The organism is Burkholderia cepacia, assembly GCF_001718835.1.
GTDB classification, from domain to species: domain Bacteria; phylum Pseudomonadota; class Gammaproteobacteria; order Burkholderiales; family Burkholderiaceae; genus Burkholderia; species Burkholderia cepacia_F.
In genome coordinates, this window is record NZ_CP013443.1 from 1,534,285 (window position 1) to 1,555,784 (window position 21,500).

Below are 21,500 nucleotides of genomic sequence, written 5' to 3' on the forward strand. Positions count from 1 at the left end.
GACTTGTCAGACAGCCTATGTTCACGTTCCGATTATAGTGAACGCAAACGACCTTACCGTTTGTTACGCAGGCAACCGATCGAGCTGCGCGCGCAGTTTCTCGAGCGTGCTCTGGAATTCCGCGACGCGCTTCTGCTCCTGTTCGACCACCGCCGGCGGTGCTTTCGCGACGAATGCCTCGTTGCCGAGCTTTGCATTGCACTTCGCGATCTCGCCCGTCAGGCGCGCGATTTCCTTCGACAGGCGCTCGCGTTCGGCCGCGACGTCGATTTCCACCTTCAGCACCAGCTTGTTCGGCCCGACGATCGCGATCGGCGCGCCGTGCGCTTGCCGGTCGAGCGCCGCCTCGTCCGCGAGGATCTGCACTTCGGACAGGCGGGCGAGGGCCTGGACGTACGGCGCGAACGAGCGCAGGCGCTCGGCATCGCCGGCGGCAAGCAGCGGCACCTTGGTAGCCGGCGACAGGTTCATCTCGCCGCGCAGGTTGCGGCACGCGTCGACGATCGCCTTCAGGTCGGCCGCCCACTGTTCGGACGCCTCGTCGATCTTCTGCAGGTTCGCGACCGGATACGCCTGCACCATCAGCGACGCTTCGCCGTCGGCCTTGCCCTGCGGATAGCGGCCCGCGAGCGGCGCGACCTTCTGCCAGAGCGCTTCGGTAATGAACGGGATGATCGGGTGCGCGAGGCGCAGCACCGTTTCGAGCACGCGCAGCAGCGTGCGGCGCGTCGCGCGCTGCTGTTCCGGCGTGCCGTTCTGGATCTGCACCTTCGCGAGCTCGAGATACCAGTCGCAGTACTCGTCCCACACGAACTTGTAGATGCTGCTTGCGATGTTGTCGAAGCGGTAATCGGCGAAGCCCTTCGCGATGTCCGCCTCGGTGCGCTGCAGGAGCGACACGATCCAGCGGTCGGCCGCCGAGAAGTCGAGATAGCCGCCCGGGCCGCAATCGCCCGCGCCGCAGACTTCGGGCTTGTCGGCGCCGCAGTCGTGGCCTTCGCAGTTCATCAGCACGAAGCGCGTCGCGTTCCACAGCTTGTTGCAGAAGTTGCGATAGCCCTCGCAGCGCGCGAGGTCGAAGTTCACGTTGCGGCCGAGCGTCGCCATCGACGCCATCGTGAAGCGCAGCGCGTCGGTGCCGAACGCGGCGATGCCGTCCGGGAATTCCTTGCGCGTCTTCTTTTCGATCGTCGCGGCCTGTTTCGGGTTCATCAGGCCCGTCGTGCGTTTCGCGACCAGCGTCTCGAGGTCGATGCCGTCGACGATGTCGATCGGGTCGAGCGTGTTGCCCTTGCTCTTCGACATCTTCTGGCCTTCCGCGTCGCGCACGAGGCCGTGCACGTAGACGGTGTGGAACGGCACCTTGCCGGTGAAGTGCGTGGTCATCATCACCATCCGGGCGACCCAGAAGAAGATGATGTCGAAGCCCGTGACCAGCACCGACGACGGCAGGAAGTGCTTCAGTTCGGGCGTTTCGTTCGGCCAGCCGAGCGACGAGAACGGCACGAGTGCCGACGAGAACCACGTGTCGAGCACGTCCTCGTCGCGCTTGAGCGCGCCCGCATAACCCTTCGCGGCGGCCTGCGCGCGCGCTTCCTCCTCGTTGCGCGCGACGAACACCTCGCCGTTTTCGCCGTACCACGCGGGAATCTGGTGGCCCCACCACAGCTGGCGCGAGATGCACCAGTCCTGGATGTTCTCGAGCCACTGGTAATAGGTGGTCGTCCAGTTTTCCGGCACGAACTTGATCTGGCCGTTGCGCACGACGTCGAGCGACGTTTCCGTGATCGACTTGCCGGGATTGAACGTGCCTTCCGGCGCCGGCTTCGTCATCGCGACGAACCACTGGTCGGTCAGCATCGGCTCGATCACGACGCCCGTGCGGTCGCCGCGCGGCACCATCAGCTTGTGCGGCTTCACCGAGTCGAGGAAGCCCTCCGCGTCGAGGTCGGCGACGATCGCCTTGCGCGCGTCGAAGCGGTCGAGGCCGCGATACTGCTCGGGGCCGTTGTCGTTGATCTTCGCGTCGAGCGTCAGGATCTCGATCGGCGCGAGGTTGTGGCGCAGGCCGACCTGGTAGTCGTTGAAGTCGTGCGCGGGCGTGACCTTCACGACGCCCGTGCCGAACTCGCGGTCGACGTAGTCGTCGGCGATCACCGGGATCTCGCGGCCGGTCAGCGGCAGCGTGACGAGCTTGCCGATCAGGTGCGCGTAGCGCTCGTCTTCCGGATGGACCATCAGCGCGACGTCGCCGAGCATCGTTTCCGGGCGCGTCGTGGCAACGGTCAGCGAGCCCGAGCCGTCGACGAGCGGGTAGCGGATGTGCCACAGGTGGCCGTTTTCCTCTTCGCTCACGACTTCGAGATCCGACACGGCGGTCAGCAGCACCGGATCCCAGTTGACGAGGCGCTTGCCGCGGTAGATCAGGCCCTGTTCATAGAGCGTGACGAACACGTCGCGCACGGCGGCCGACATCTTGTCGTCCATCGTGAAGTATTCGCGCGACCAGTCGGTCGACGCGCCGATGCGGCGCACCTGGCCGGTGATCGTCGAACCGGATTTTTCCTTCCATTCCCACACGCGCTCGACGAATTTCTCGCGGCCGAGGTCGTGGCGCGACACGCCCTGCGCGTCGAGCTGACGCTCGACGACGATCTGGGTCGCGATCCCCGCGTGGTCGGTGCCGGGTACCCACAGCGTGTTCTCGCCGAGCATCCGGTGGTAGCGGGCGAGGCCGTCCATGATCGTCTGGTTGAACGCGTGGCCCATGTGCAGCGTGCCCGTCACGTTCGGCGGCGGCAACTGGATCGAGAAATCGGGGCGGGCCGGATCGAATGCCGGGGCCGCATAACCGCGCTTTTCCCACTCCGGCCCCCAATGGGACTCGATGGTGTGGGGCTCGAAACTCTTCGCAAGCGTGTTGTCGCTCATGTTGGAAATCTGCCGAAAAATGCGTGTTGGATACGGGAACCTTGCATTATAAATCGACGCGCGCCGGGCCGGGCCGTGCGCGGCCCGCAGCAAGTTCGAACTCATCCTATCGCCATCGCGTGCTGGACGGACTAAATTGCGATTTCTATTCGCGGCTCGAGCGCGCGGTTCATGCGACGCTTTACAACGGAAGCCAGTGCTACGACGCCTGTTATTTCAACGAGCCCGGGGGCAACCTATCGCACTCGCAACGCTTATTTCTGGTCGCTCAAATGAGTGTTTTTCGTACAGCCGCTACCATCGCGCTGTGTTCCGCACTGTCGGCCGAAGCTGCCGATTCCGTCATGGCCGTGCATCGCACCAATGCGGAAAACTATAAGGACAGGGCATTGGCGGCATGCCTGTCAGTCGCTTATCAAGGTTCTTCGGCGGGCAAGGATGCCGACATCACCAAGAGCGCGTTCCTGGAATGGACTTATTACGATGAGGACAACGGTGATCGGGCGGTCGATCAACTGGTGAATGGCTTTTTGCGCCGCGATTACGCCAATCCCGTGGAAGGTTACGCCGGCGCGACATTCGATCTGCTGAAATGCTTGGACCTGTACCACAGCCCCGAACTCGACGAACAAGTGCGCCGGTACGTGCCGCATCCCGCCTGGATTGGGGACAAACCCGCCGGGCGGCGCGGGAAATGACGCGGGTCACGGGCGACGCATCCGTCGAGCGGGGCGGTTGCGTGCTGCGGCGTGTCACGAAGGGCTTGCGCCGCCGGTTGCGCGCGCGGTGCCGCCGCGCAAGGCGGCAGGGAAGGTGACGCGTTGAGCGGCGAGCGCGCACACGCGACTTATAATGTTCGCTTTGCATCCCATCATCGCTTTCCGCGTCGCCTTTTATGCCCGACCTGCTCGCCAATCTGAACCCCGAACAACTCGCCGCCGTCACGTTGCCGAACGAACCGGCGCTGATCCTTGCAGGGGCGGGCAGCGGCAAGACCCGCGTGCTGATCACGCGCATCGCGTGGCTGATCCAGCAGGGCTACGCATCGCCGCCCACCGTGCTCGCCGTGACCTTCACGAACAAGGCCGCGCGCGAGATGATGGCGCGCCTGTCGGCGATGATGCCGATCGACACGCGCGGGATGTGGATCGGCACGTTCCATGGCCTGTGCAACCGGATGCTGCGCACGCACTGGCGCGACGCCGGCCTGCCGCAGACCTTCCAGATCCTCGACACGGCCGACCAGCTGTCCGCGATCAAGCGGCTGATGAAGGCGGCGAACGTCGACGACGAGAAGTACCCGCCGAAGAACGTCCAGTACTTCATCAACAATGCGAAGGAGCAGGGGCTGCGCCCTGACAAGGTCGACGCGACCGACAACTTCAACCGCAAGTTCGTCGAGCTGTACCAGGCATACGACCAGCAGTGCCAGCGCGAGGGCGTCGTCGATTTCCCCGAGCTGCTGCTGCGCTGCTACGAATTGCTCGCGTACAACGCGCCGCTGCGCGCGCACTACCAGGCGCGCTTCCGGCACATCCTCGTCGACGAGTTCCAGGACACCAACAAGCTGCAGTACGCGTGGCTCAAGATGCTCGCGGGCGGCCAGAACGCGATCTTCGCGGTCGGCGACGACGACCAGTCGATCTACGCGTTCCGCGGCGCGAACGTCGGCAACATGCGCGACTTCGAAGACGAATTCCGCGTGCGCAACCTGATCAAGCTCGAGCAGAACTACCGGTCGCACGGCAACATCCTCGACGCGGCGAACCAGCTGATCTCGAACAACGCGCATCGCCTCGGCAAGAACCTGCGCACCGACGCGGGCCACGGCGAGCCCGTGCGCGTGTACGAGGCGAGCACCGATTCGCAGGAAGCCGGCTGGATCGTCGAGGAGATCCGCTCGCTGATCAACACCGGGATGGCGCGCAGCGAAGTGGCCGTCCTGTACCGCAGCAACGCGCAGTCGCGCTCGATCGAGCACACGCTGATGTCGTCGGGCATCCCGTACCGCGTGTACGGCGGCCTGCGCTTCTTCGAGCGCCAGGAAGTGAAGCATGCGCTCGCGTACCTGCGCCTGATCGACAACCCGAACGACGACACCGCGTTCGTGCGCGTCGTGAACTTCCCGACCCGCGGAATCGGCGCGCGCTCGATCGAGCAGCTCGCCGACGCCGCGCGCCTGTACGGCTGCTCGATGGCCGCCGCGATTCCGTACGTGACGGGCAAGGCCGGCACGAGCCTCGGCGGGTTCGCGAACCTGATCGCGAAGATGCGCGCCGACACGCAGCAGATGAACCTGCCCGACACCGTTGAGCACATCGTGCGCGCCAGCGGTCTCGCCGATTTCTACCAGGGCGAGCGCGAAGGCCAGGATCGTCTCGAGAACTTGCAGGAACTCGTGAACGCGGCTACCGCGTTCATCGCCGAGGAGGGCTACGGGCTCGACACGCCGGCCCGTTCGATTCCGCTGCGCGCAGGCGCGATCGCGGCCCCGGAGCTCGGCACCGCGGCGGACGGCGCCGTCGTCGACGTGCTCGACCCGGCGGCCCCGGGCGACCCCGCACAGAACCCCGACACGATGACGCCGCTCGCCGGTTTCCTGTCGCATGCGTCGCTGGAGGCCGGCGACAACCAGGCGCAGGCCGGCCAGGACGCCGTGCAGCTGATGACGGTGCACGCGGCGAAGGGGCTCGAATTCTCGGCCGTGTTCATCACGGGCCTCGAGGAAGGGCTGTTCCCGCACGAGAACAGCGTGCTCGAATCGGACGGCCTCGAGGAAGAGCGCCGGCTGATGTACGTCGCGATCACGCGCGCGAAGGAACGGCTCTACCTGTCGTTCGCGCAGAGCCGGATGCTGCACGGCCAGACGCGCTACAACGTGCGCTCGCGCTTCTTCGACGAGCTGCCCGAGCACGTGCTCAAGTGGCTGACGCCGAAGGTCGAGGCCGGTTCGCGCTGGGGCGGCGGTCGGACAACGCCGGGTACGGGCGCGACTGGTTCGCGCGGCCGGGCGGCGGCAGTCGCGAGCAGATCGTCGATGCGGCCGTGTCCGCGCCGCTGCCGGCGTTCGCGAACAAGCAGCGTGCCGCCGACACCGGTTTCCGCGTCGGCCAGCAGGTGTTCCATACCAAGTTCGGCGAAGGCACGGTTACCGCGCTCGAAGGCAACGGCACCGATGCGAAGGCACAGGTGAAATTCAAGCGGCACGGCGAGAAGTGGCTCGCGCTCGCGGTCGCGAAACTGCAGGCGGTGGAATGAGCATGGATATCAAGGCTTCGTCGCCGGGCAAGCCGCTCGGCATTCTCGCCGCGCTGCCCGAGGAACTCGGCGACCTGATCGCCGCGATGCGCGCCGACGGCGCGATGAAGACGGTCACGCTCGGCCGCCGCGATTATCACGTCGGTACCGTGCACGGTGCGGCCTGTGTTGTGACGCTCGCGCGGGTCGGCAAGGTCGCGGCCGCCGCGACGGTCAGCGCGCTGATCCACGTGTTCGGCGTGTCGGGCATCGTGTTCACCGGCGTCGCGGGCGGTGTGTCGCGCACGGTGCGCGTCGGCGATGTCGTCGTGGCCGATACGCTGCTGCAGCACGACCTCGACGCGTCGCCGCTGTTTCCGCGCTATGAGGTGCCTTTGCTCGGCATCACGCGTTTCGCGACCGACGCCGCACTGACCGCGCGCCTGCGGGCCGCGTGCACGCAATTCGTCGCGGAAGAGGGCGGCGCGCTCGCCGAGCGTTTCCGGCTGGCCGGCGCGCAGTTGCGCAACGGGCTCGTGATCAGCGGCGACCGCTTCGTGTCGAGCGAGCGCGAGGTCGTCGCGCTGCGCGACGCGCTGCCGGATGCGCTCGCGGTCGAAATGGAAGGCGCCGCGATCGCGCAGGTGTGCGCGGAGCACGACGTGCCGTTCGCGCTCGTGCGCACGATCTCCGACACGGCCGACGATCACGCGACGCAGTCGTTCTCGCACTTCCTGTCGGCGATCGCGAGCAGCTATTCGTCCGGCATCCTCAAGCGCTTCCTGACGCTGCATGCGACGACGGCGGCCTGAGCGCCGCCGTCGTCCGGGCTCGCGCATTTCACGTCACGCCTGCTACGCGCGCCGGCTGCTTTCGAGGTTCGGCAGGAACACCGTCAGCACGCCGATCAGCGGCAGGAACGAGCACACCTTGTAGACGAACGTGATGCTCGTCGCGTCGGCGAGCTGGCCGAGCACGGCCGCGCCGACTCCGCCGAGGCCGAACGCGAAGCCGAAGAACAGGCCCGCGACCATCCCGACCTTGCCCGGCATCAGCTCCGTCGCGTAGACCAGGATCGCGGCGAACGCCGACGCGAGCACGATGCCGATGATCACGGTCAGCACGCTGGTCCAGAACAGGTTCGCATACGGCAGCAGCAGCGTGAACGGCGCGACGCCGAGGATCGATACCCAGATCACGTACTTGCGGCCGATCCGGTCGCCCACCGGCCCGCCGATCAGCGTGCCCGCCGCCACCGCCGCGAGGAACACGAACAGGTGGATCTGCGCGGCCTGCACCGACAGGTGGAACTTGTCGATCAGGTAGAACGTGAAATAGCTGTTGATGCTCGCGAGGTAGAAATACTTCGAGAACACGAGCAGCACCAGCACGCCGATCGCGCCCATCACGCGGCCGCGCGACAGCGTCGGGTGGCCGGCCGCCGCGGCCTTCTTCTTCATCGACGGATGCTGCTTGTACCAGTGGCCGATCTGCGTGAGCACGATCATCGCGACGAGCGCGGCTGCCGAGAACCACGCGATGCTGTGCTGGCCGTGCGGAATGATCACGAGCGCGGCGAGCAGCGGCCCGAGCGCGGAACCCGCGTTGCCGCCGACCTGGAACACCGACTGCGCGAGCCCGTGCTGGCCGCCCGACGCCATCCGCGCGACGCGCGACGATTCGGGGTGGAACACCGACGAGCCGCAGCCGACGAGCGCCGCGGCCACCAGCAGCATCGGGAAATTCGGCGCGACCGACATCAGCAGTAGCCCTGCGAGCGTGAAGCCCATGCCGACCGGCAGCGAATACGGTTTCGGACGCTTGTCGGTATAGAGGCCGACGAGCGGCTGCAGCAGCGACGCGGTGATCTGGTAGGTGAGCGTGATCAGGCCGATCTGCGCGAACGACAGCGCGAACTGGCTCTTGAGCATCGGGTAGATCGCGAGGATCAACGACTGGATCATGTCGTTGAGCATGTGCGAGAAGCTGATCGCGCCGAGCACCGGGTAGACGGTGCGGGCTGCGGGGGCGGCAGGCGCCGCGTGCGGCAAGGGGGCGGCCGGCGCGGCCTGGCCGGCGGCGCGCGTGTCGAGGCTGGTTTCCATGTGAGCTGAGCGGGTTGGGGTAGCGGGACGCGCTCGGTGCGGACGGCGCGTTTGGATCGTTGCAGCGTCAAGCGAGTGTAATGTGGCGCGTTGTGAATGTCCGGCCAAGTTTTGTCGCAAATCAGACATTGAGGGGCGCATCGCCGCTCGCGCGCCTTTTTGACCGGGTATAACGCTGGCGGTGTGTGCCGTGTCGGGCTGCGTCGTGCCGGATGCGCGTTTCACCGGACTCAAGGAATGCCGCCGGCTGCCGTAGAACCGACGAAATAACCAGACGGGCGCGCTGTTCCGGACGCCGGCCACGAGCCGCGCCGGGGCGGACGCGCGGGCGCGACAGCCATCGCGGTGACGCTGGAGCGCCGGCCGCCGGACCCGACCTTTCCGGCAGCATGATCAAAATGGGGACTCTATCGATGAATGCAGCTTCACTGCGTCCGCAGGCGGGCGCTCCTGTCGACGCGCCGGGCGACGGCGCCAAGCGTGCCGCCCGGCGTGCGCGCCAACCCTGGAGCGTCAAGGCGACGTTGCGCGCCGCATTCGCGATCCTGCTCGCCGGCACGCTGGCGATCGGCATGTTTTCGCTCTGGCAGATCAGCCGGCTGAATGCGTCGATCGCGTCCGTCTACGAGCAGGGTCACGTCGCGAGCCGCGCGGCCGAGGAGGTTCGGGCCGAAGTGCTGCGCGCGAGCCGGGCCCAGAAGATGCTGCTGACCGCGACCACCGCGAAGGAACGCGACGAGCTGGGCGCCGAGGTGGGCGCGGGGCTCGCGTCGATCGGCCAGGCGCTCGGCACGCTGCAGCGTTATGCGGATCCGGCCGACGTCGACGATTCGGCGCGGCTGCGCGCATTCTCGACGGCGGTCGGTACGTGGAGCGCGCATCTGCGCGATTTCGTCGCGCTCGTGCAGGCCCAGCCGCTCGACCTGTCGCAGATGAACTGGCAGGTCGGCACGCAGGACGTGTCGCTGCTGGTCGAAACCGGCAAGCTCGAGAAACTGGTCGCCGAACTCGTGAAGACGCGCGGTGCGAAATCGAAGGCGACGCTCGATGCGTCCGCCACCATTTTCTCGTCGTCGTTCGCGATGATCGCGGCGATGACGGTTGCGCTGATCGTGCTGGCGATCGTCATCGCGGAGCGCGTCGTGCGCCGTCTCGCGTCGCAGCTCGGCGGCGAGCCCGCGCATGCCAAGGCGATTGCCGCGGACATCGCGCGCGGCGACCTGACGCGACCGATCACGCTGGGCCGGCACGACCGCGACAGCATGGTGCGTGCGCTGGCCGAGATGCAGACGGGGCTCGCGGCGACCGTCGGCGAGATCGCCGTCAGCGCCGAGGCGATCGCGGCCGCGTCGGGCGAGATTTCCACGGGCAATCTCGACCTGTCCAAACGCACCGAGCAGCAGGCCGTCGCGCTCGAGCGCACCGCGGCCAGCATGGAGCAGCTCACGTCGACCGTACGGCAGAACGCCGAGAACGCGCGGCAGGCGAGCGCGCTCGCGGAGAACGCGTCGACGGTCGCGGAGGCGGGCGGCGAGGTGGTCAACCGGGTCGTCGCGACGATGAGCGAGATCGACGACAGCGCGAAGAACATCCGCGACATCATCGGCACGATCGAGGGAATCGCGTTCCAGACCAACATTCTCGCGTTGAACGCGGCGGTCGAGGCCGCACGCGCGGGCGAGCAGGGGCGTGGCTTCTCGGTGGTCGCGGGTGAAGTCCGCCTGCTCGCGCAGCGCGCGGCGACCGCGGCGAAGGAGATCCGCGCGCTGATCGGCGCGTCGGTCGAGCGAGTGGCGAACGGTGCGGCGCTCGCGCACGATGCGGGTCGCACGATGGGCGACGTCGTGCGCGCGGTCAAACGCGTGACCGACATCATCGGTGAAATTTCCGCCGCGTCGGACGAGCAGAGCGCGGGGATCGACGAGATCGGCCGCGCGGTCACGCAGATGGATGCCGGTACCCAGCAGAACGCGGCGCTCGTCGAGCAGGCGGCCGCCGCGGCGAATGCGCTCGACGAGCAGGCGCAGGCATTGAAGTCGCTGGTCGGGCGCTTTCGTCTCGCGGCCTGAGCGCCGCCGACCGTTCGGACATTACGACTTCTTCGGCTTGTCGGGATCGATGATGACCGTGCAGGTCGTACCCGCCGACAGCACCACGTCGGCCGGCACTTCGTCGATCCTGATGCGCACCGGCACGCGCTGCGCGAGGCGCACCCAGTTGAAGGTCGGGTTCACGTCCGCGACGAGGTCGCGGCTTTGCGGGTTGTCGCGATCGTAGATGCCGCGCGAGATGCTTTCGACGTGGCCCTTCATCACGCCGCCGCTCATCAGCCGCATTTCGGCCGGCGCGCCGATCTTCACGCGCGGCAGCTTGGTTTCCTCGAAGTAGCCGTAGACCCAGAACGAGTGGCTGTCGACGATCGCGAGTTTCGCCTGGCCGGCCACCGCGTAGTTGCCCTTGAAGGTCTGCAGGTTCGTGATGTAGCCGTCGACCGGCGCGACGACGCGCGTGCGCTCGAGGTTGAGCTTCGCGGCATCGAGCGCGGCGATCGCCTGCTGGTACTGCGCATCGGCGCTCGACGCACTGTGCGCGGCGTTCTCGCGGTTTTCCTTCGACACGACGAGCGCATCGAGATCCGCGCGGCGCGCCGCATCGTCACGGCGCATCTGCAGTTCCGCGCGGCGGGCGGCGACGGCCGCCTGCGCCTGCTCGACCGCGATCTGGTAGTGCGACGGGTCGATCTGCATGATCAGGTCGCCTTTCTTCACGAGCTGGTTGTCATGCACGGGCAGTTCGACGATCGCGCCCGACACGTCCGGTGCGACGTTGACGATCTCGGCGCGCACGCGCCCGTCGCGCGTCCACGGATCGTCCATGTAGTGCACCCACAGCGAGCGCCCGATCAGGATCGCGACGAGAAGAATGACGGCGGTCGCGACGAAGCCGAAGAGTTTTCTGAGAATCATGATGGTTCGGAATCAACGGTAAACGGCAAGACTCAGTCCGCCGCAAATGCAGACGAGGAGGCAGGCCCGGAACAGCGACGGGTGCCAGACGAGACGGTAGAGGCCTGTATAGGCGAGCAGGCGGTCGACGGCCCAGGTCGCGAGCGCGCCGAGGACGAACATCAGCACCACCGTGGGCATGTAGGCATCGAGAATGGCGATTTCACGCGGCATCATGACGAGGCTCCTGGTTGGGGTGCGCGGCCGCGGTTCAGCGACGCGAGCGGCGATTCGGGATCGAGCAGTGCCGTGCGCACGAAATGCAGATGGCTCAGGATGCGCTGCAGCCGGTGGCGTTCCTCGCGCGTCGGCGCGAGCGCGATCAGCGCGGCGAGCGCCTGCCGAGTTGCGTCGATCGCCGCGTTGGTGGCCGCGAGCGTCGCGTCGAAGCGGTCCGCGGCCGGTTTCTCGAACAGCGCGGAGAGGGTGTCGCGCATCGTCTCGATCGCGCGGCGCCACGGCGTTTCCGGCGCGTAGTGCGGGGCGGCCGGCAGCGCCGCGAGTTCGTCGCGCAGGTCGATGGCCGCATTGCCGGTTTCGAGCACCGCGAACATCCAGCGCAGCGTGTCGCGCTGCACGTCGGGCTGGTCGGCCGACAGCGTATGCGCCTGGTACATCAGGTCGCGCGCGCCGCTCTCGAAGCGCGTGCGCAATCCGGCGAGCCGCGCGTGGCAGGCCGCGACGGCCTGGTGACGCAGGTCGGCGAACAGGCGTTTCTTGAGCCACGGCGCGGTCGGCGGGAACAGCACGGCGAACGCGATCGCCGATACCAGCATCGACAACAGGAGCGCGAGCGCGTCGTTCATGAAGCTCGTCGGATCGTAGTGCGTGATGCTGTCGGGGCCGGCGAGGAAGCAGAAGAAGATCAGGTAGCCGGCGCCGTAGCCCGCGAGCTTCGGCTTGAGCGTCATGTAGATGCCGATCGCGAGCAACGGCGCGAGCGCCGCGCACAGCAGGACGAAGCCGTCGATCCGCGGGTAGATGCCGAACGTCAGCAGGAAGCCGGTACAAACGGCCAGCGCCGTGCCCATGCCCATCTGCGCGGCCATCGCGGTCGGGCGCGGCGCCGACGACGCGAGCGCGCAGGTCGCCGCGGCGTTCAGCACCAGCATCACGCCGCTCGGCCACGCGGTCTCGATCCAGAACCAGCCGAGCGCGAGAATCACCGTCGCGGTGCGGATCCCCGCGATCGTGGCGGCCGTTTTGTTGGTGCGCGGCTCGTAGCGTTCGATCCAGCGTTCGCGCTCGTGCGTCGCGGTCGCGAGCGATGCATAGGTCGCCGCGTATTCCTGCAGGTCGGTGATGAAGCGGTACAGCAGTTCGGCGGCCGTATCGAAGTCGAGCAGCGGGAAGTCGGGCTGCGTTTCGAGTTCCGCGCGCGTCGCGCGGATACGGCGCGGCAGCGCGTCGCGCCATGCGAGCAGTTGCTCGGCAGAGTGCGCGGCGTCGATCGACGTGCGCACGGGTTCGCCATCGCGCGTGAGCAGCGGCGCGATCTCGCGGAAATACGGCTCGATCGCGTCGATCGCGGCCTGCGCGCCGGCCGCGTGCAGCCGGTTCATCAGCTGGTGCAGCGCGTGAAAGCGGCTCGATGCGCTCATGAATTCGCTGTTCAGCCGCGCGAGGCGGCCGCTGCGCATGCGCGTGTCCGGGTCCTCGAACACGGCCATGCTGCGCGCGGCCTCGAAGCCGACCACGTCGGCGACGAAGCGCGTATGGATGGTCTCGATGTGTGCGCGGTCGAGCTGGCCCGACAGCGCCGATGCGACGTAGTCGACGAAGCTGCCGAAGCGCTTGCGCACCGTCGTGCGCATCTGTTCGCCCGTGTATCGCGGAAACACGAGCGCGCTGACGACGCCGGCCGACACGATCCCGATGATGACTTCGGAGACCCGCGTCATCGCGCTCATGAATGCCCCATCCGGGTGTTGCGACGCGGGCAGGCCGATCAGCGCGGTCGTATAGCCGGCGAGCAGGAAGCCGTAACTGCGGAAGTTGCGGTTGCGCGCGGCGCCGGCGGTGCACAGCGCGATCCACAGGGCGATCGCCAGCAGGAACAACTGCGGCTGCTGGGGGAACAGCCCGACGAACGTGAGCGTCGCGATGAGCCCGAAGATCGTGCCGGCAACCCGGTAGAAGCTTTTCGCGAGCACGGCGCCGCTTTGCGGCTGCATCACGATGAAGACGGTCGTCATTGCCGTTTTCGGCGCCGGCAGGTCGAGCCGCATCGACACGCCGAGCGCGATGAAGGCCGCGAGCAGCGCCTTGAACAGGTAGAGCCACGCGGCGCCGTCGGTGCGGGCCCAGTCGCCGAACGCGGCGAGCCACGCGGACGGCGGACGGCCGGCGGGCGGGGAGGCGGAGGAGGTGGCTGGCATGACGAACGCTCCGCGTTACCGGGCCGCCGGCGCGCGGGCCGCGTCGGCGCGTGCTTGCGGCGCGGCGCCGCCGGCTTTCGGATTCGACGCAGCGGCAGCCGGCGCGTTGGCGCCCGAGGTGGCGGCCGATGCTTTGGGGCCCGACGCTCCGGCGCCCGAAGTAGCGACGCCCGACGTAGCGACGCCCGACACATCCTCACCCGTCTCGACGCCGCCGCCAAGCGCGGCCATCAGCTGAGCGTGCGCGGCGAGGCGTTCCGCATCGATGCGGGCGGCCGTCTCCTGCGCGCGCAACAACTGCTGTTGCGCGACCAGCACGTTCACGTAGTCGGTCAGCCCGCGGCGGAAGCCTTCGCGCGACAGCTGGTAGCTGCGGTCGTTGGCGGCCACCGAACGCGCGGCGTCCTTCTTCTGCGTATCGAGCGAGCGGATCCGCACGACCTGGTCGGCGATGTCCTTGAGCGCGCCGACGATCGTCTGGTTGTAACGCTCGACCGCCTGGTCGTAGCCGGCGTTCGCCGCGCCGAGCTGCGCACGCAGCCGCCCGCCTTCGAAGATCGGCAGCGACAGCGCGGGGCCGGCCGTCCAGCCGCCGTTCATCGCGCGCAGGAAGTCGGTGAACGGCGCGGTCACGCCGAAGCCGCCGACCGTCGCGAGCAGGTCGATGTTCGGGTAGAACGACGCTTTCGCTACGTCGATGCCGCGCGCCTGCGCGTCGACCGTCCAGCGCGCCGCGACGACGTCGGGGCGGCGGCCGAGCAGGTCGGCCGGCATTGCCGACGGCAAGCCGGCCGGTGCGTGGAGCGACAGCTGCGGCCGCTTGATCGCATCGCCGGCGCCCGGGCCCTTGCCGGCCAGCGCGGCGAGCTGGTGCCGCGCGAGCTGGATCGCTTCCTCGTAGCTGTCGATCTGGCGCTCGTAGTCGGGCAGCGTCGATTCCGCCTGGCTCACTTCGAGCTGCGTGCCGAGGCCGGCCTGCAGCCGCTTGCGCGCGAGATCGGCGAGCGAACGCTGGCGTTCGAACGTTTCATGCGCGAGGTCGAGCAGCGCGTAGTTCATCGACATGCCGACGTACGCGCGCACGACGTTGACTTCGAGCTCGAGCTTCGCCGCGCGTGCGTCGGCGGCGGTCGCGTGCGCGGTGTCGAGCGCGCGCTCGGTCGCGTTCTTGTCCTTGCCCCACAGGTCGAGGTGGTACGACAGGCCCAGTGTGCCGGTGTTGTTCCAGGTGTCGGCGTTCGCGAGCGGGCCCGGGCCGTAGAAGACATTGTCGGGCCAGTGCTCGCGCATCAGCGACAGGTTGCCGTTGATCTGCGGCAGTTCGGCCGAGCGGGCGACGCGCGCCATCGCCTGCGCTTCGCGCACGCGCGCCTCGGCGGCCGCGAGGGTCGGGTTGCCGGCTTGGGCGGCGACGATCCACGCATCGAGCTGCGGATCGCCGTACGCGCGCCACCAATCGGCCGCGGGCCATCCCGCATCGCGGTCGGCGGCGCGGATGGCCGCGCCGGCGTCGAGCGCGTTCGCTTCGATGCGAGTGGACTGGGTGTGGTTGTCGCCCATGCTCGCGCAACCGGCCATTATTAATGAGACTGCAAGAACCGCCAGTGCGAGCGTCCCTTTTGTCGCCGGAGACTGCACGATTTTCTCCCTTTCGGATATAGATGAGTCGGATGCGATTATATTTTTCAGCGATTCCTGAATATACGGACAAGGGTGCAAGTCATTTTTACAAAAGCTGAGATAATATTTGCTAGCGAGCGTGTAACAATCCTCCCCGATTCTCACGGGTATTGGGATGGATACGTTACAAAACATGCGGGTATTCGTCCGCGTGGTCGACGCGGGAAGCTTTACCGCGGCCGCCCAGCAGATGAATTCGACCACTGCCTACGCGTCGCGCGCGGTCTCGGATCTCGAGGCGCACCTGCGCACGCGCCTCCTGAACCGCACGACGCGCCGGATCGCGCTGACCGAAGCCGGCGAGCGCTACCTGCAGCGCTGCGAGCAGATCCTCGCGTATGTCGACCAGGCCGAAGCCGAGGCGGGCGACGCGCATGCGCGCCCGTCGGGCAAGCTGAAGGTGCATTGCTTCACGAGCCTCGGCCAGCACTACCTGGTGCCGGCCATCGCGCGCTATCGCGAGCGCTATCCGGACGTGCACGTCGAGCTGACGCTCGCGCAGCGGATGCCCGACCTGCTCGACGAGGGCTACGACGTCGCGATCGTCGTCGGCCGCGACCTGCCGGATTCTGGGCTCGTGTCGCAGCGGCTCGGCGAATCGTACAGTGTCGTCTGCGCGTCGCCGCGCTACCTCGAGCGGCACGGCGTGCCGCAACAGCCGCAGGATCTCGCGCGTCACACCTGTCTCGGGATGGTCGCGCCGGGCTTTCATTTCGACGAATGGGCGCTTTCGGGGCCGAACGGCGACGAGCATGTCGCACTGCCGGCGCCGCCGTTTCGCGTGAATGTCGCCGAGGCGCTCGCCGCGGCCGTGCGCGAAGGGATGGGGATCGGCGGCCTGCCGCTCTATTCGGCGATAGCCGGCCTGCGCAACGGCCATTTCGTGCGCGTGATGCCCGAATACCGTTCGCACGTGATGAACATCTACGCGCTGTATCCGTCGCGCCAGTATCTCGACGCGAAAATCCGTACCTGGGTCGATTTCCTGCGCGACGAGCTGCCGGCCACGCTCGCAGCCGACGAAGCCGCGCTCGAACAGTACACGCGTGCGACATGATGTCGCGGGATCGCGAAATCTGACGAGATTTGTCCTTCACGCAACATTTTTTTACGGTCGTCCGGCGGACAGTTTGATACTGTCTGGCTCAGAGTGATCTGCAGCAATACGGAGCAGCAATGGATACGCACCTGATGATCGGCCTTGGAGTCCTGTTCGGCGTGATCGGCGCCGTCGCGTCGCGCGACCTGCTGCGCGCGATGAAGGCGCGGCTGCAGCCGGCGCCGGTCCGGGTGCGGTCGGCGTCGGAGGCCGCGCGCCGCCTCGGGCGCTGAAGCGGCGGGGCGGTCTAGTGGCTGGCCGCCTCGCGGTCGGCCGCCCCGCCAAGCACCACGACCTTGTCCCACGTGAACGCGGTGTTTTCCCGTTCGCCGGTGCGCCGGTGGATGTAGCCGCGCGGGTTGCATACCACGCGTGTGCCACCGTCCGCCACATAGTCGAATGACGTATGCGTGTGGCCGTGCACCCAGAGGGCGACCGGCGCGCGCACCAGCCCCGCCAGATCGTTGACGAACCCGGCCGACACCGGATCCTGCGCATAGCGCTGCGCCAGCGAGCGCCGGTGCGGCGCATGATGGGTAACGACGATCGTCGTGCCGGCGAACGGCACAGCCAGCTGTGCCTCGAGCCACGCCCGCGACCGGCGGTGCAGCGCGAGCGCATCGGCCGGCGTGAAATCGCGCTCCGCGCCGCGTTCCGGCGCATCGCTACCCGCATGGACCGCCGCGTCATGCGGCCAGGTCACCTGGATCAAGCCCTTGAAATCGAGCATCACGCGCGACGCCGCGTCGATCGCGCGCGCTACGCTCGCGTCATCTGCGCCGAACAGCGCGAAGTCGGTCCACAGCGTCGTGCCGAGCACGCGGAACCGCTGCCCGGGATCGACGTAGACGTCGTTGTTCAGGTAATGCACGTTGTCGAGCGCCCGCGCCGCATCGCGCATCGCCGTCTCCAGCGCGCCGAATTCCCCGTCGTAGTACTCGTGGTTACCCGGCACGTAGATCACCGGCACCGCGGGATCGAACGTTTCGGCGGCCCAGCGCAGGCCTTCCGCATGATTGTGGATGTCGCCGGCCAGCACGACGAGATCCGCGTCGGCATGCGCGATCGCGTCGGGCTGGTTGCTCTCGAGGTGCAGGTCGGACAGGACGCGGATTTTCACGAACGTCGCTCCGAAACAAGTGGCTTCAGCGCAGGACCTTGCCGGGATTCATCAGGCCGCGCGGGTCGAGCGCGGTCTTCAGCGTGCGCATCAGCGTCGTTTCGACCGGGGACTTGTAGCGCTGCGCGTCGTCGATCTTCAGCTGGCCGATTCCGTGCTCCGCGCTGATCGTGCCGTGGTGGCGGTGCACGTTGTCGTAGACGATCCGGTTGATCGGTGCCTGGAACGCGGCGAGGAACGCCTTCGGATCGCCGCCTTCGGGCATCTGCACGTTGTAGTGGAGGTTGCCGTCGCCGAGGTGGCCGAACGTGACCATCCGCGCGCCCGGCGCGGCCTGCTGGATCGCCGCGTCGGTTTCGTCGATGAAGCGCGCGATCGACGAAATCGGCACCGCGATGTCGTGCTTGATGTTGAGCCCCTCGTCGGCCTGTGCGAGCGGGATGTGCTCGCGCAGATCCCAGAACGCGCGCGATTGCGCGAGATTCTCCGCGACCACCGCGTCGACCACGAGCCCGGCCTCGAACGCTTCCTCCATCAGTTTCTCGAACAGCGCGCGCGCATGCGCTTCGCTTTCGTTGTCTGACAGTTCGAGCAGCACCGTTTGCGCGTGCGTCTGCGCGAACGGGTAGCGCAGTTGCGGGTAGTGCTTGCCGACCAGCTGCATGCAGAAATCCGACATCAGCTCGAAGCCGGTCAGGAGCGGCCCGGCCGCGCGCTGCGCGAGCGCGAGGAAATCGAGCGCCGCGTGCGGCGATTCGAGCGCGGCGAGTGCCGTGACCTGCGCGGCCGGCAGCGGATGCAGCTTCATCACGGCCGCCGTGATGATCCCGAGCGTGCCTTCCGCGCCGATGAACAGGTCGCGCAGGTCGTAACCCGTGTTGTCCTTGCGCAGTCCGCGCAGGCCGTCCCAGATCTCGCCCTGCGGCGTCACGACCTCGAGCCCGAGGCACAGCTCGCGCGCGTTCCCGTAGCGCAGCACCGCGGTGCCGCCCGCATTGGTCGACAGGTTGCCGCCGATCGTGCAGCTGCCTTCCGCCGCGAGGCTCAGCGCGAACAGCCGGCCGCCTTCGCGGGCGCGCGCCTGCACGTCGGCGAGAATCACGCCGGCTTCGACGGTGATCGTGTTGTTGTGCGGATCGAGCGCGCGCACGCGGTTCAGGCGCGCGACGCTCAGCACGGCCTGGCTGCCGCTCGTGTCGGGCGTGGCGCCGCCGGCAAGGCCGGTGTTCCCGCCTTGCGGCACGAGTGCGATGCCGTGCAGGTTCGCGAGCTTCACGAGGGCGGCGACCTCGGCCGTGTCCGCGGGTTTCAGCACCGCGCACGCGGCACCCTTGTAGCGGCGGCGCCAGTCGGTGAGGAACGGTTCGGTATCGTGCGGGTCGGTCAGCACATGATCGGCGCCGATCGCCTCGCGGCATGCGGAAACGAAAGCTTCGGAAGATTTCATGGCGGTCGGTCGCGTAAGGGTCAGGACGCGGCGCGCGACTTTTTCGCCGCGCGCTTGAACGGCGCGACGTATGCCAGCGCCGCGACGAAGAAACCGGCGGCGAGCGCGGTTTCGCACCAGCCGAGCGTCGCTGACAGCCCGCGATCGGACATGCCGCGCACGACGCCTTCGGCGAAATAGACGAGGATCAGCATGCTCGCCCACTGCATCGTATAGATGTTACGCCGCCAGACGCCGGGCAGCGCGAGCGCGAGCGGGATGGCCTTGAGCATCAGCGCGGAGCCGCCCGGGCGCAGCGGCGCGAGCCGCAGCTCCCACGCGAGCGACAGCGCGATCAGCGCGACGAGGCACGCGGCGGCGGCCAGCGCATGGCACGGCCGGGCGGCCGGAGCGGGGCGGGCGGCGGGTTCGGGCGGGTTCATGCGGCGGCCTGCGCGTCGGCGAGGGCGCTGGCCGTGCGGGCCAGCCGGGCGCCGAGCGCGGCCGCGAGCGCCTTTTCGTCCGCGGACAGCCCGCCGGCGGCCGAGCGATCGTGCTGCGCGACGTGCGATGCGCCGTACGGCGTGCCGCCGGTACGCGTCGTGCTGAGCGCGGATTCCGTGTACGGGATCCCGACGATCATCATGCCGTGATGAAGCAGCGGCAGCATCATCGACAGCAACGTCGATTCCTGGCCGCCGTGCAGGCTGCCCGTCGACGTGAACACGCTGGCCGGCTTGCCGGTCAGCGCACCCGACAACCATTGCGGCGTGGTGCCGTCGAGGAAATACTTGAGCGAGGCGGCCATGTTGCCGAAGCGGGTCGGCGAGCCGAGCGCGAGGCCCGCGCATTCCTCGAGATCGCGCAGTTCCGCGTACGGCGGGCCGTCGGCGGGGATGTCGGGGGCGGTGGCTTCGCAGACGGCCGATACGGGCGGCACGGTGCGGATGCGGGCCTGCATGCCCGGCACGCTGTCGATGCCGTTCGCGATCGCGAGCGCAAGATCGCGCGTGGCGCCGTGACGGCTGTAATAGAGGACGAGGATGTCTTTCATGGGCGACGGAACCGCGTGCGGCCGCGCGCGTGCCCGGTGCAGTCGGCCCCTGCTGGAATCGAGCGGCTATTATAGGGGCTGAAGCCGTCGCGCAGCGCGGCGGCGCGGTATCAAGAAGGAGAAGCCGTTTGCCGAAGTTGAGCGTCGATCTCGACACCCTCAAGCGCCTCGCGCAGTTCGCAGCCCGGCGCAGTGCCGAGGATCGCATCCCGCAAGTGGCGGGCAGCCTGACCTTCACGACGATGCTGGCGCTCGTGCCGCTCGTGACGGTCGCGTTCGCGCTGTTCACCGCGTTCCCGATGTTCGCATCGTTCCAGATCTCGCTGCAGGGGTTCCTCGCGGATCACCTGATGCCCGCGCAGTTCAACGTCCAGATCTTCAAGTACCTGAACCAGTTCGCGTCGAAGGCCAAGGGGCTGACGACGGCCGGCCTGATCGTGCTCGTCGTCACGTCGGTGATGACGATGATGACGATCGAGTCGGCGTTCAACCTGATCTGGCGGGTACGCAAGCCGCGACCGTTCGCGCAGCGCGTGCTCGCGTACTGGGCGCTGATCACGCTGGGCCCGCTGCTGTTCGGCGTGAGCCTGTCGATCTCGTCGTACCTGTTCACGCAGTCGCTTGCGTTTACCGGCGCGGGGCCGTCGACGTCGATCGTCGAGTGGCTGCTGGCGCTCGTGTCGCTGCCGCTGACGGTGCTCGCGTTCACGCTGCTGTACGTGTACCTGCCGAACTGCACGGTCGCATGGCGCGACGCGGTGATCGGCGGGCTGTTCGCGGCCATCGCGTTCGAGCTCGCGAAGCGCGGTTTCGGCTACTACGTGCGGCGCATTCCGACCTATACGGCCGTATACGGCGCGTTCGCGGCGTTGCCCGTGTTCCTGTTATGGGTGTACCTGAGCTGGTTCATCGCGCTGCTCGGCGCGATGGTGGCCTCCGCGCTGCCGGCGATCCGCGTCGGCCAGTTCCACCGCATCCACTATCCGGGCAGCGACCTGCTCGACGCACTGGAAATGCTCGCGCGGCTGGCCGAAGCGCGCACGGCCGGCAAGCGCGGCTACACGGCGATGCGGCTCGCGACCATGCTGCGCTGCGACATGGAAACCGCGCAGCGCCTGCTGACGACGATGGAGGAGCGGGAATGGATCGCGCGGCTGGAAGGCGGCGACGGCGCGCAGCGTTACGTGCTGCTCGCGAACCCGGAGCAGCTGACGCTCGCGCAGTTATTCGACGTGCTGGTGATCGACCGCATGGAGCTGACCTACCAGTTGCAGCGACGCCGCAGCCACGTCGACGGCGCGGCGCTGCTCGCGGTGCTGTCGAGCGACCGCTTCGACGTGTCGCTCGCGTCGCTGATCGCCGCGCACCGGCACGCGGACGCGCATCCGGCCGCCGCGGCGATCGCGCCCGCGCCGGGGAGCGCGGACCCGCACGCGCGGCCGCCGCGGCCCGCGTGAGCGGGGTG

16 protein-coding genes and 1 pseudogene are annotated in these 21,500 nt (G+C 67.9%); 7 read left to right on the forward strand and 10 right to left on the reverse strand.

The features are described 5' to 3' along the window. Positions 1 to 63 precede the first annotated feature (63 nt). Entirely contained in the window at positions 64 to 2,931 is a 2,868-nt protein-coding gene (locus WT26_RS10495) for a valine--tRNA ligase (protein ID WP_059526838.1), read from the reverse strand. Positions 2,932 to 2,957: 26 nt separating this feature from the next. Between WT26_RS10495 and WT26_RS38390 the strand changes: the two genes are divergently transcribed. The 3 genes and pseudogenes from WT26_RS38390 to WT26_RS10510 all read left to right on the forward strand — a co-directional run bounded on the left by WT26_RS38390 (position 2,958) and on the right by WT26_RS10510 (position 6,980). Beyond that, positions 2,958 to 3,629 carry a type VI secretion system amidase immunity protein Tai4 gene (locus WT26_RS38390; RefSeq protein WP_230461617.1) on the forward strand — a complete coding sequence of 224 codons (672 nt, stop codon included), beginning with the start codon at positions 2,958 to 2,960 and terminating at the stop codon, positions 3,627 to 3,629. A 197-nt stretch (positions 3,630 to 3,826) separates the two neighbouring features. After that, a pseudogene (locus WT26_RS10505) lies at positions 3,827 to 6,189 on the forward strand (UvrD-helicase domain-containing protein). A gap of 2 nt (positions 6,190 to 6,191) precedes the next feature. Next, positions 6,192 to 6,980, forward strand: coding sequence for a 5'-methylthioadenosine/adenosylhomocysteine nucleosidase (locus WT26_RS10510; RefSeq protein WP_420480936.1), 789 nt, complete (start codon positions 6,192 to 6,194; stop codon positions 6,978 to 6,980). Positions 6,981 to 7,022: 42 nt separating this feature from the next. Here WT26_RS10510 and WT26_RS10515 read toward each other — a convergent pair whose 3' ends face one another. Further along, positions 7,023 to 8,273 (reverse strand): MFS transporter, encoded by a 1,251-nt coding sequence (locus WT26_RS10515; RefSeq protein ID WP_069272811.1) that lies wholly within the window; start codon positions 8,271 to 8,273, stop codon positions 7,023 to 7,025. Positions 8,274 to 8,686: 413 nt separating this feature from the next. On the opposite strand from WT26_RS10515, the gene WT26_RS10520 reads away from it, so the two are divergent. After that, positions 8,687 to 10,342, forward strand: a complete 1,656-nt coding sequence (locus tag WT26_RS10520; RefSeq protein WP_069272812.1) for a methyl-accepting chemotaxis protein — start codon at positions 8,687 to 8,689, stop codon at positions 10,340 to 10,342. A 21-nt stretch (positions 10,343 to 10,363) separates the two neighbouring features. Here the strand turns inward: WT26_RS10520 and WT26_RS10525 are convergent, their stop codons facing one another. Genes WT26_RS10525 through WT26_RS10540 form a run of 4 tightly spaced genes read right to left on the reverse strand, consistent with a single transcriptional unit; the run spans position 10,364 to position 15,294 of the window. Continuing rightward, complete coding sequence (locus WT26_RS10525) at positions 10,364 to 11,239, reverse strand: HlyD family secretion protein (RefSeq protein ID WP_059526821.1); 876 nt, start codon at positions 11,237 to 11,239, stop codon at positions 10,364 to 10,366. Positions 11,240 to 11,251: 12 nt separating this feature from the next. After that, complete coding sequence (locus WT26_RS10530; protein WP_011351756.1) at positions 11,252 to 11,455, reverse strand: DUF1656 domain-containing protein; 204 nt, start codon at positions 11,453 to 11,455, stop codon at positions 11,252 to 11,254. Further along, positions 11,452 to 13,656, reverse strand: coding sequence for an FUSC family protein (locus tag WT26_RS10535; protein WP_069272813.1), 2,205 nt, complete (start codon positions 13,654 to 13,656; stop codon positions 11,452 to 11,454). The genes WT26_RS10530 and WT26_RS10535 overlap by 4 nt, the downstream gene beginning before the upstream one ends. A 15-nt stretch (positions 13,657 to 13,671) precedes the next feature. Further along, on the reverse strand, positions 13,672 to 15,294 hold the full coding sequence (locus tag WT26_RS10540) for an efflux transporter outer membrane subunit (RefSeq protein ID WP_081333724.1): 1,623 nt from the start codon (positions 15,292 to 15,294) through the stop codon (positions 13,672 to 13,674). A gap of 157 nt (positions 15,295 to 15,451) precedes the next feature. On the opposite strand from WT26_RS10540, the gene WT26_RS10545 reads away from it, so the two are divergent. Together WT26_RS10545 and WT26_RS38015 are read left to right on the forward strand one after the other, a co-directional pair. Beyond that, a complete protein-coding gene (locus WT26_RS10545; RefSeq protein WP_069272815.1) occupies positions 15,452 to 16,393 on the forward strand; it encodes a LysR family transcriptional regulator in 942 nt (313 codons plus the stop codon). A 119-nt stretch (positions 16,394 to 16,512) separates the two neighbouring features. Further along, entirely contained in the window at positions 16,513 to 16,668 is a 156-nt protein-coding gene (locus WT26_RS38015; protein WP_196774791.1) for a hypothetical protein, read from the forward strand. Positions 16,669 to 16,682: 14 nt separating this feature from the next. Here WT26_RS38015 and WT26_RS10550 read toward each other — a convergent pair whose 3' ends face one another. Genes WT26_RS10550 through wrbA form a run of 4 tightly spaced genes read right to left on the reverse strand, consistent with a single transcriptional unit; the run spans position 16,683 to position 20,035 of the window. Next, positions 16,683 to 17,555, reverse strand: coding sequence for a metallophosphoesterase (locus WT26_RS10550; protein WP_069272816.1), 873 nt, complete (start codon positions 17,553 to 17,555; stop codon positions 16,683 to 16,685). A 25-nt stretch (positions 17,556 to 17,580) separates the two neighbouring features. Continuing rightward, entirely contained in the window at positions 17,581 to 19,002 is a 1,422-nt protein-coding gene (locus tag WT26_RS10555) for an FAD-binding oxidoreductase (protein ID WP_069272817.1), read from the reverse strand. 20 nt (positions 19,003 to 19,022) lie between these two features. Next, a complete protein-coding gene (locus WT26_RS10560) occupies positions 19,023 to 19,424 on the reverse strand; it encodes a DUF2069 domain-containing protein (protein WP_069272818.1) in 402 nt (133 codons plus the stop codon). Beyond that, positions 19,421 to 20,035: an NAD(P)H:quinone oxidoreductase gene (wrbA, locus tag WT26_RS10565; protein ID WP_069272819.1), complete on the reverse strand. Its 615-nt coding sequence runs from the start codon at positions 20,033 to 20,035 to the stop codon at positions 19,421 to 19,423. Before wrbA ends, WT26_RS10560 begins: the two co-directional genes overlap by 4 nt. 128 nt (positions 20,036 to 20,163) lie before the next feature. On the opposite strand from wrbA, the gene WT26_RS10570 reads away from it, so the two are divergent. Beyond that, positions 20,164 to 21,492 carry a YihY family inner membrane protein gene (locus tag WT26_RS10570; RefSeq protein ID WP_069272820.1) on the forward strand — a complete coding sequence of 443 codons (1,329 nt, stop codon included), beginning with the start codon at positions 20,164 to 20,166 and terminating at the stop codon, positions 21,490 to 21,492. Positions 21,493 to 21,500 lie beyond the last annotated feature (8 nt).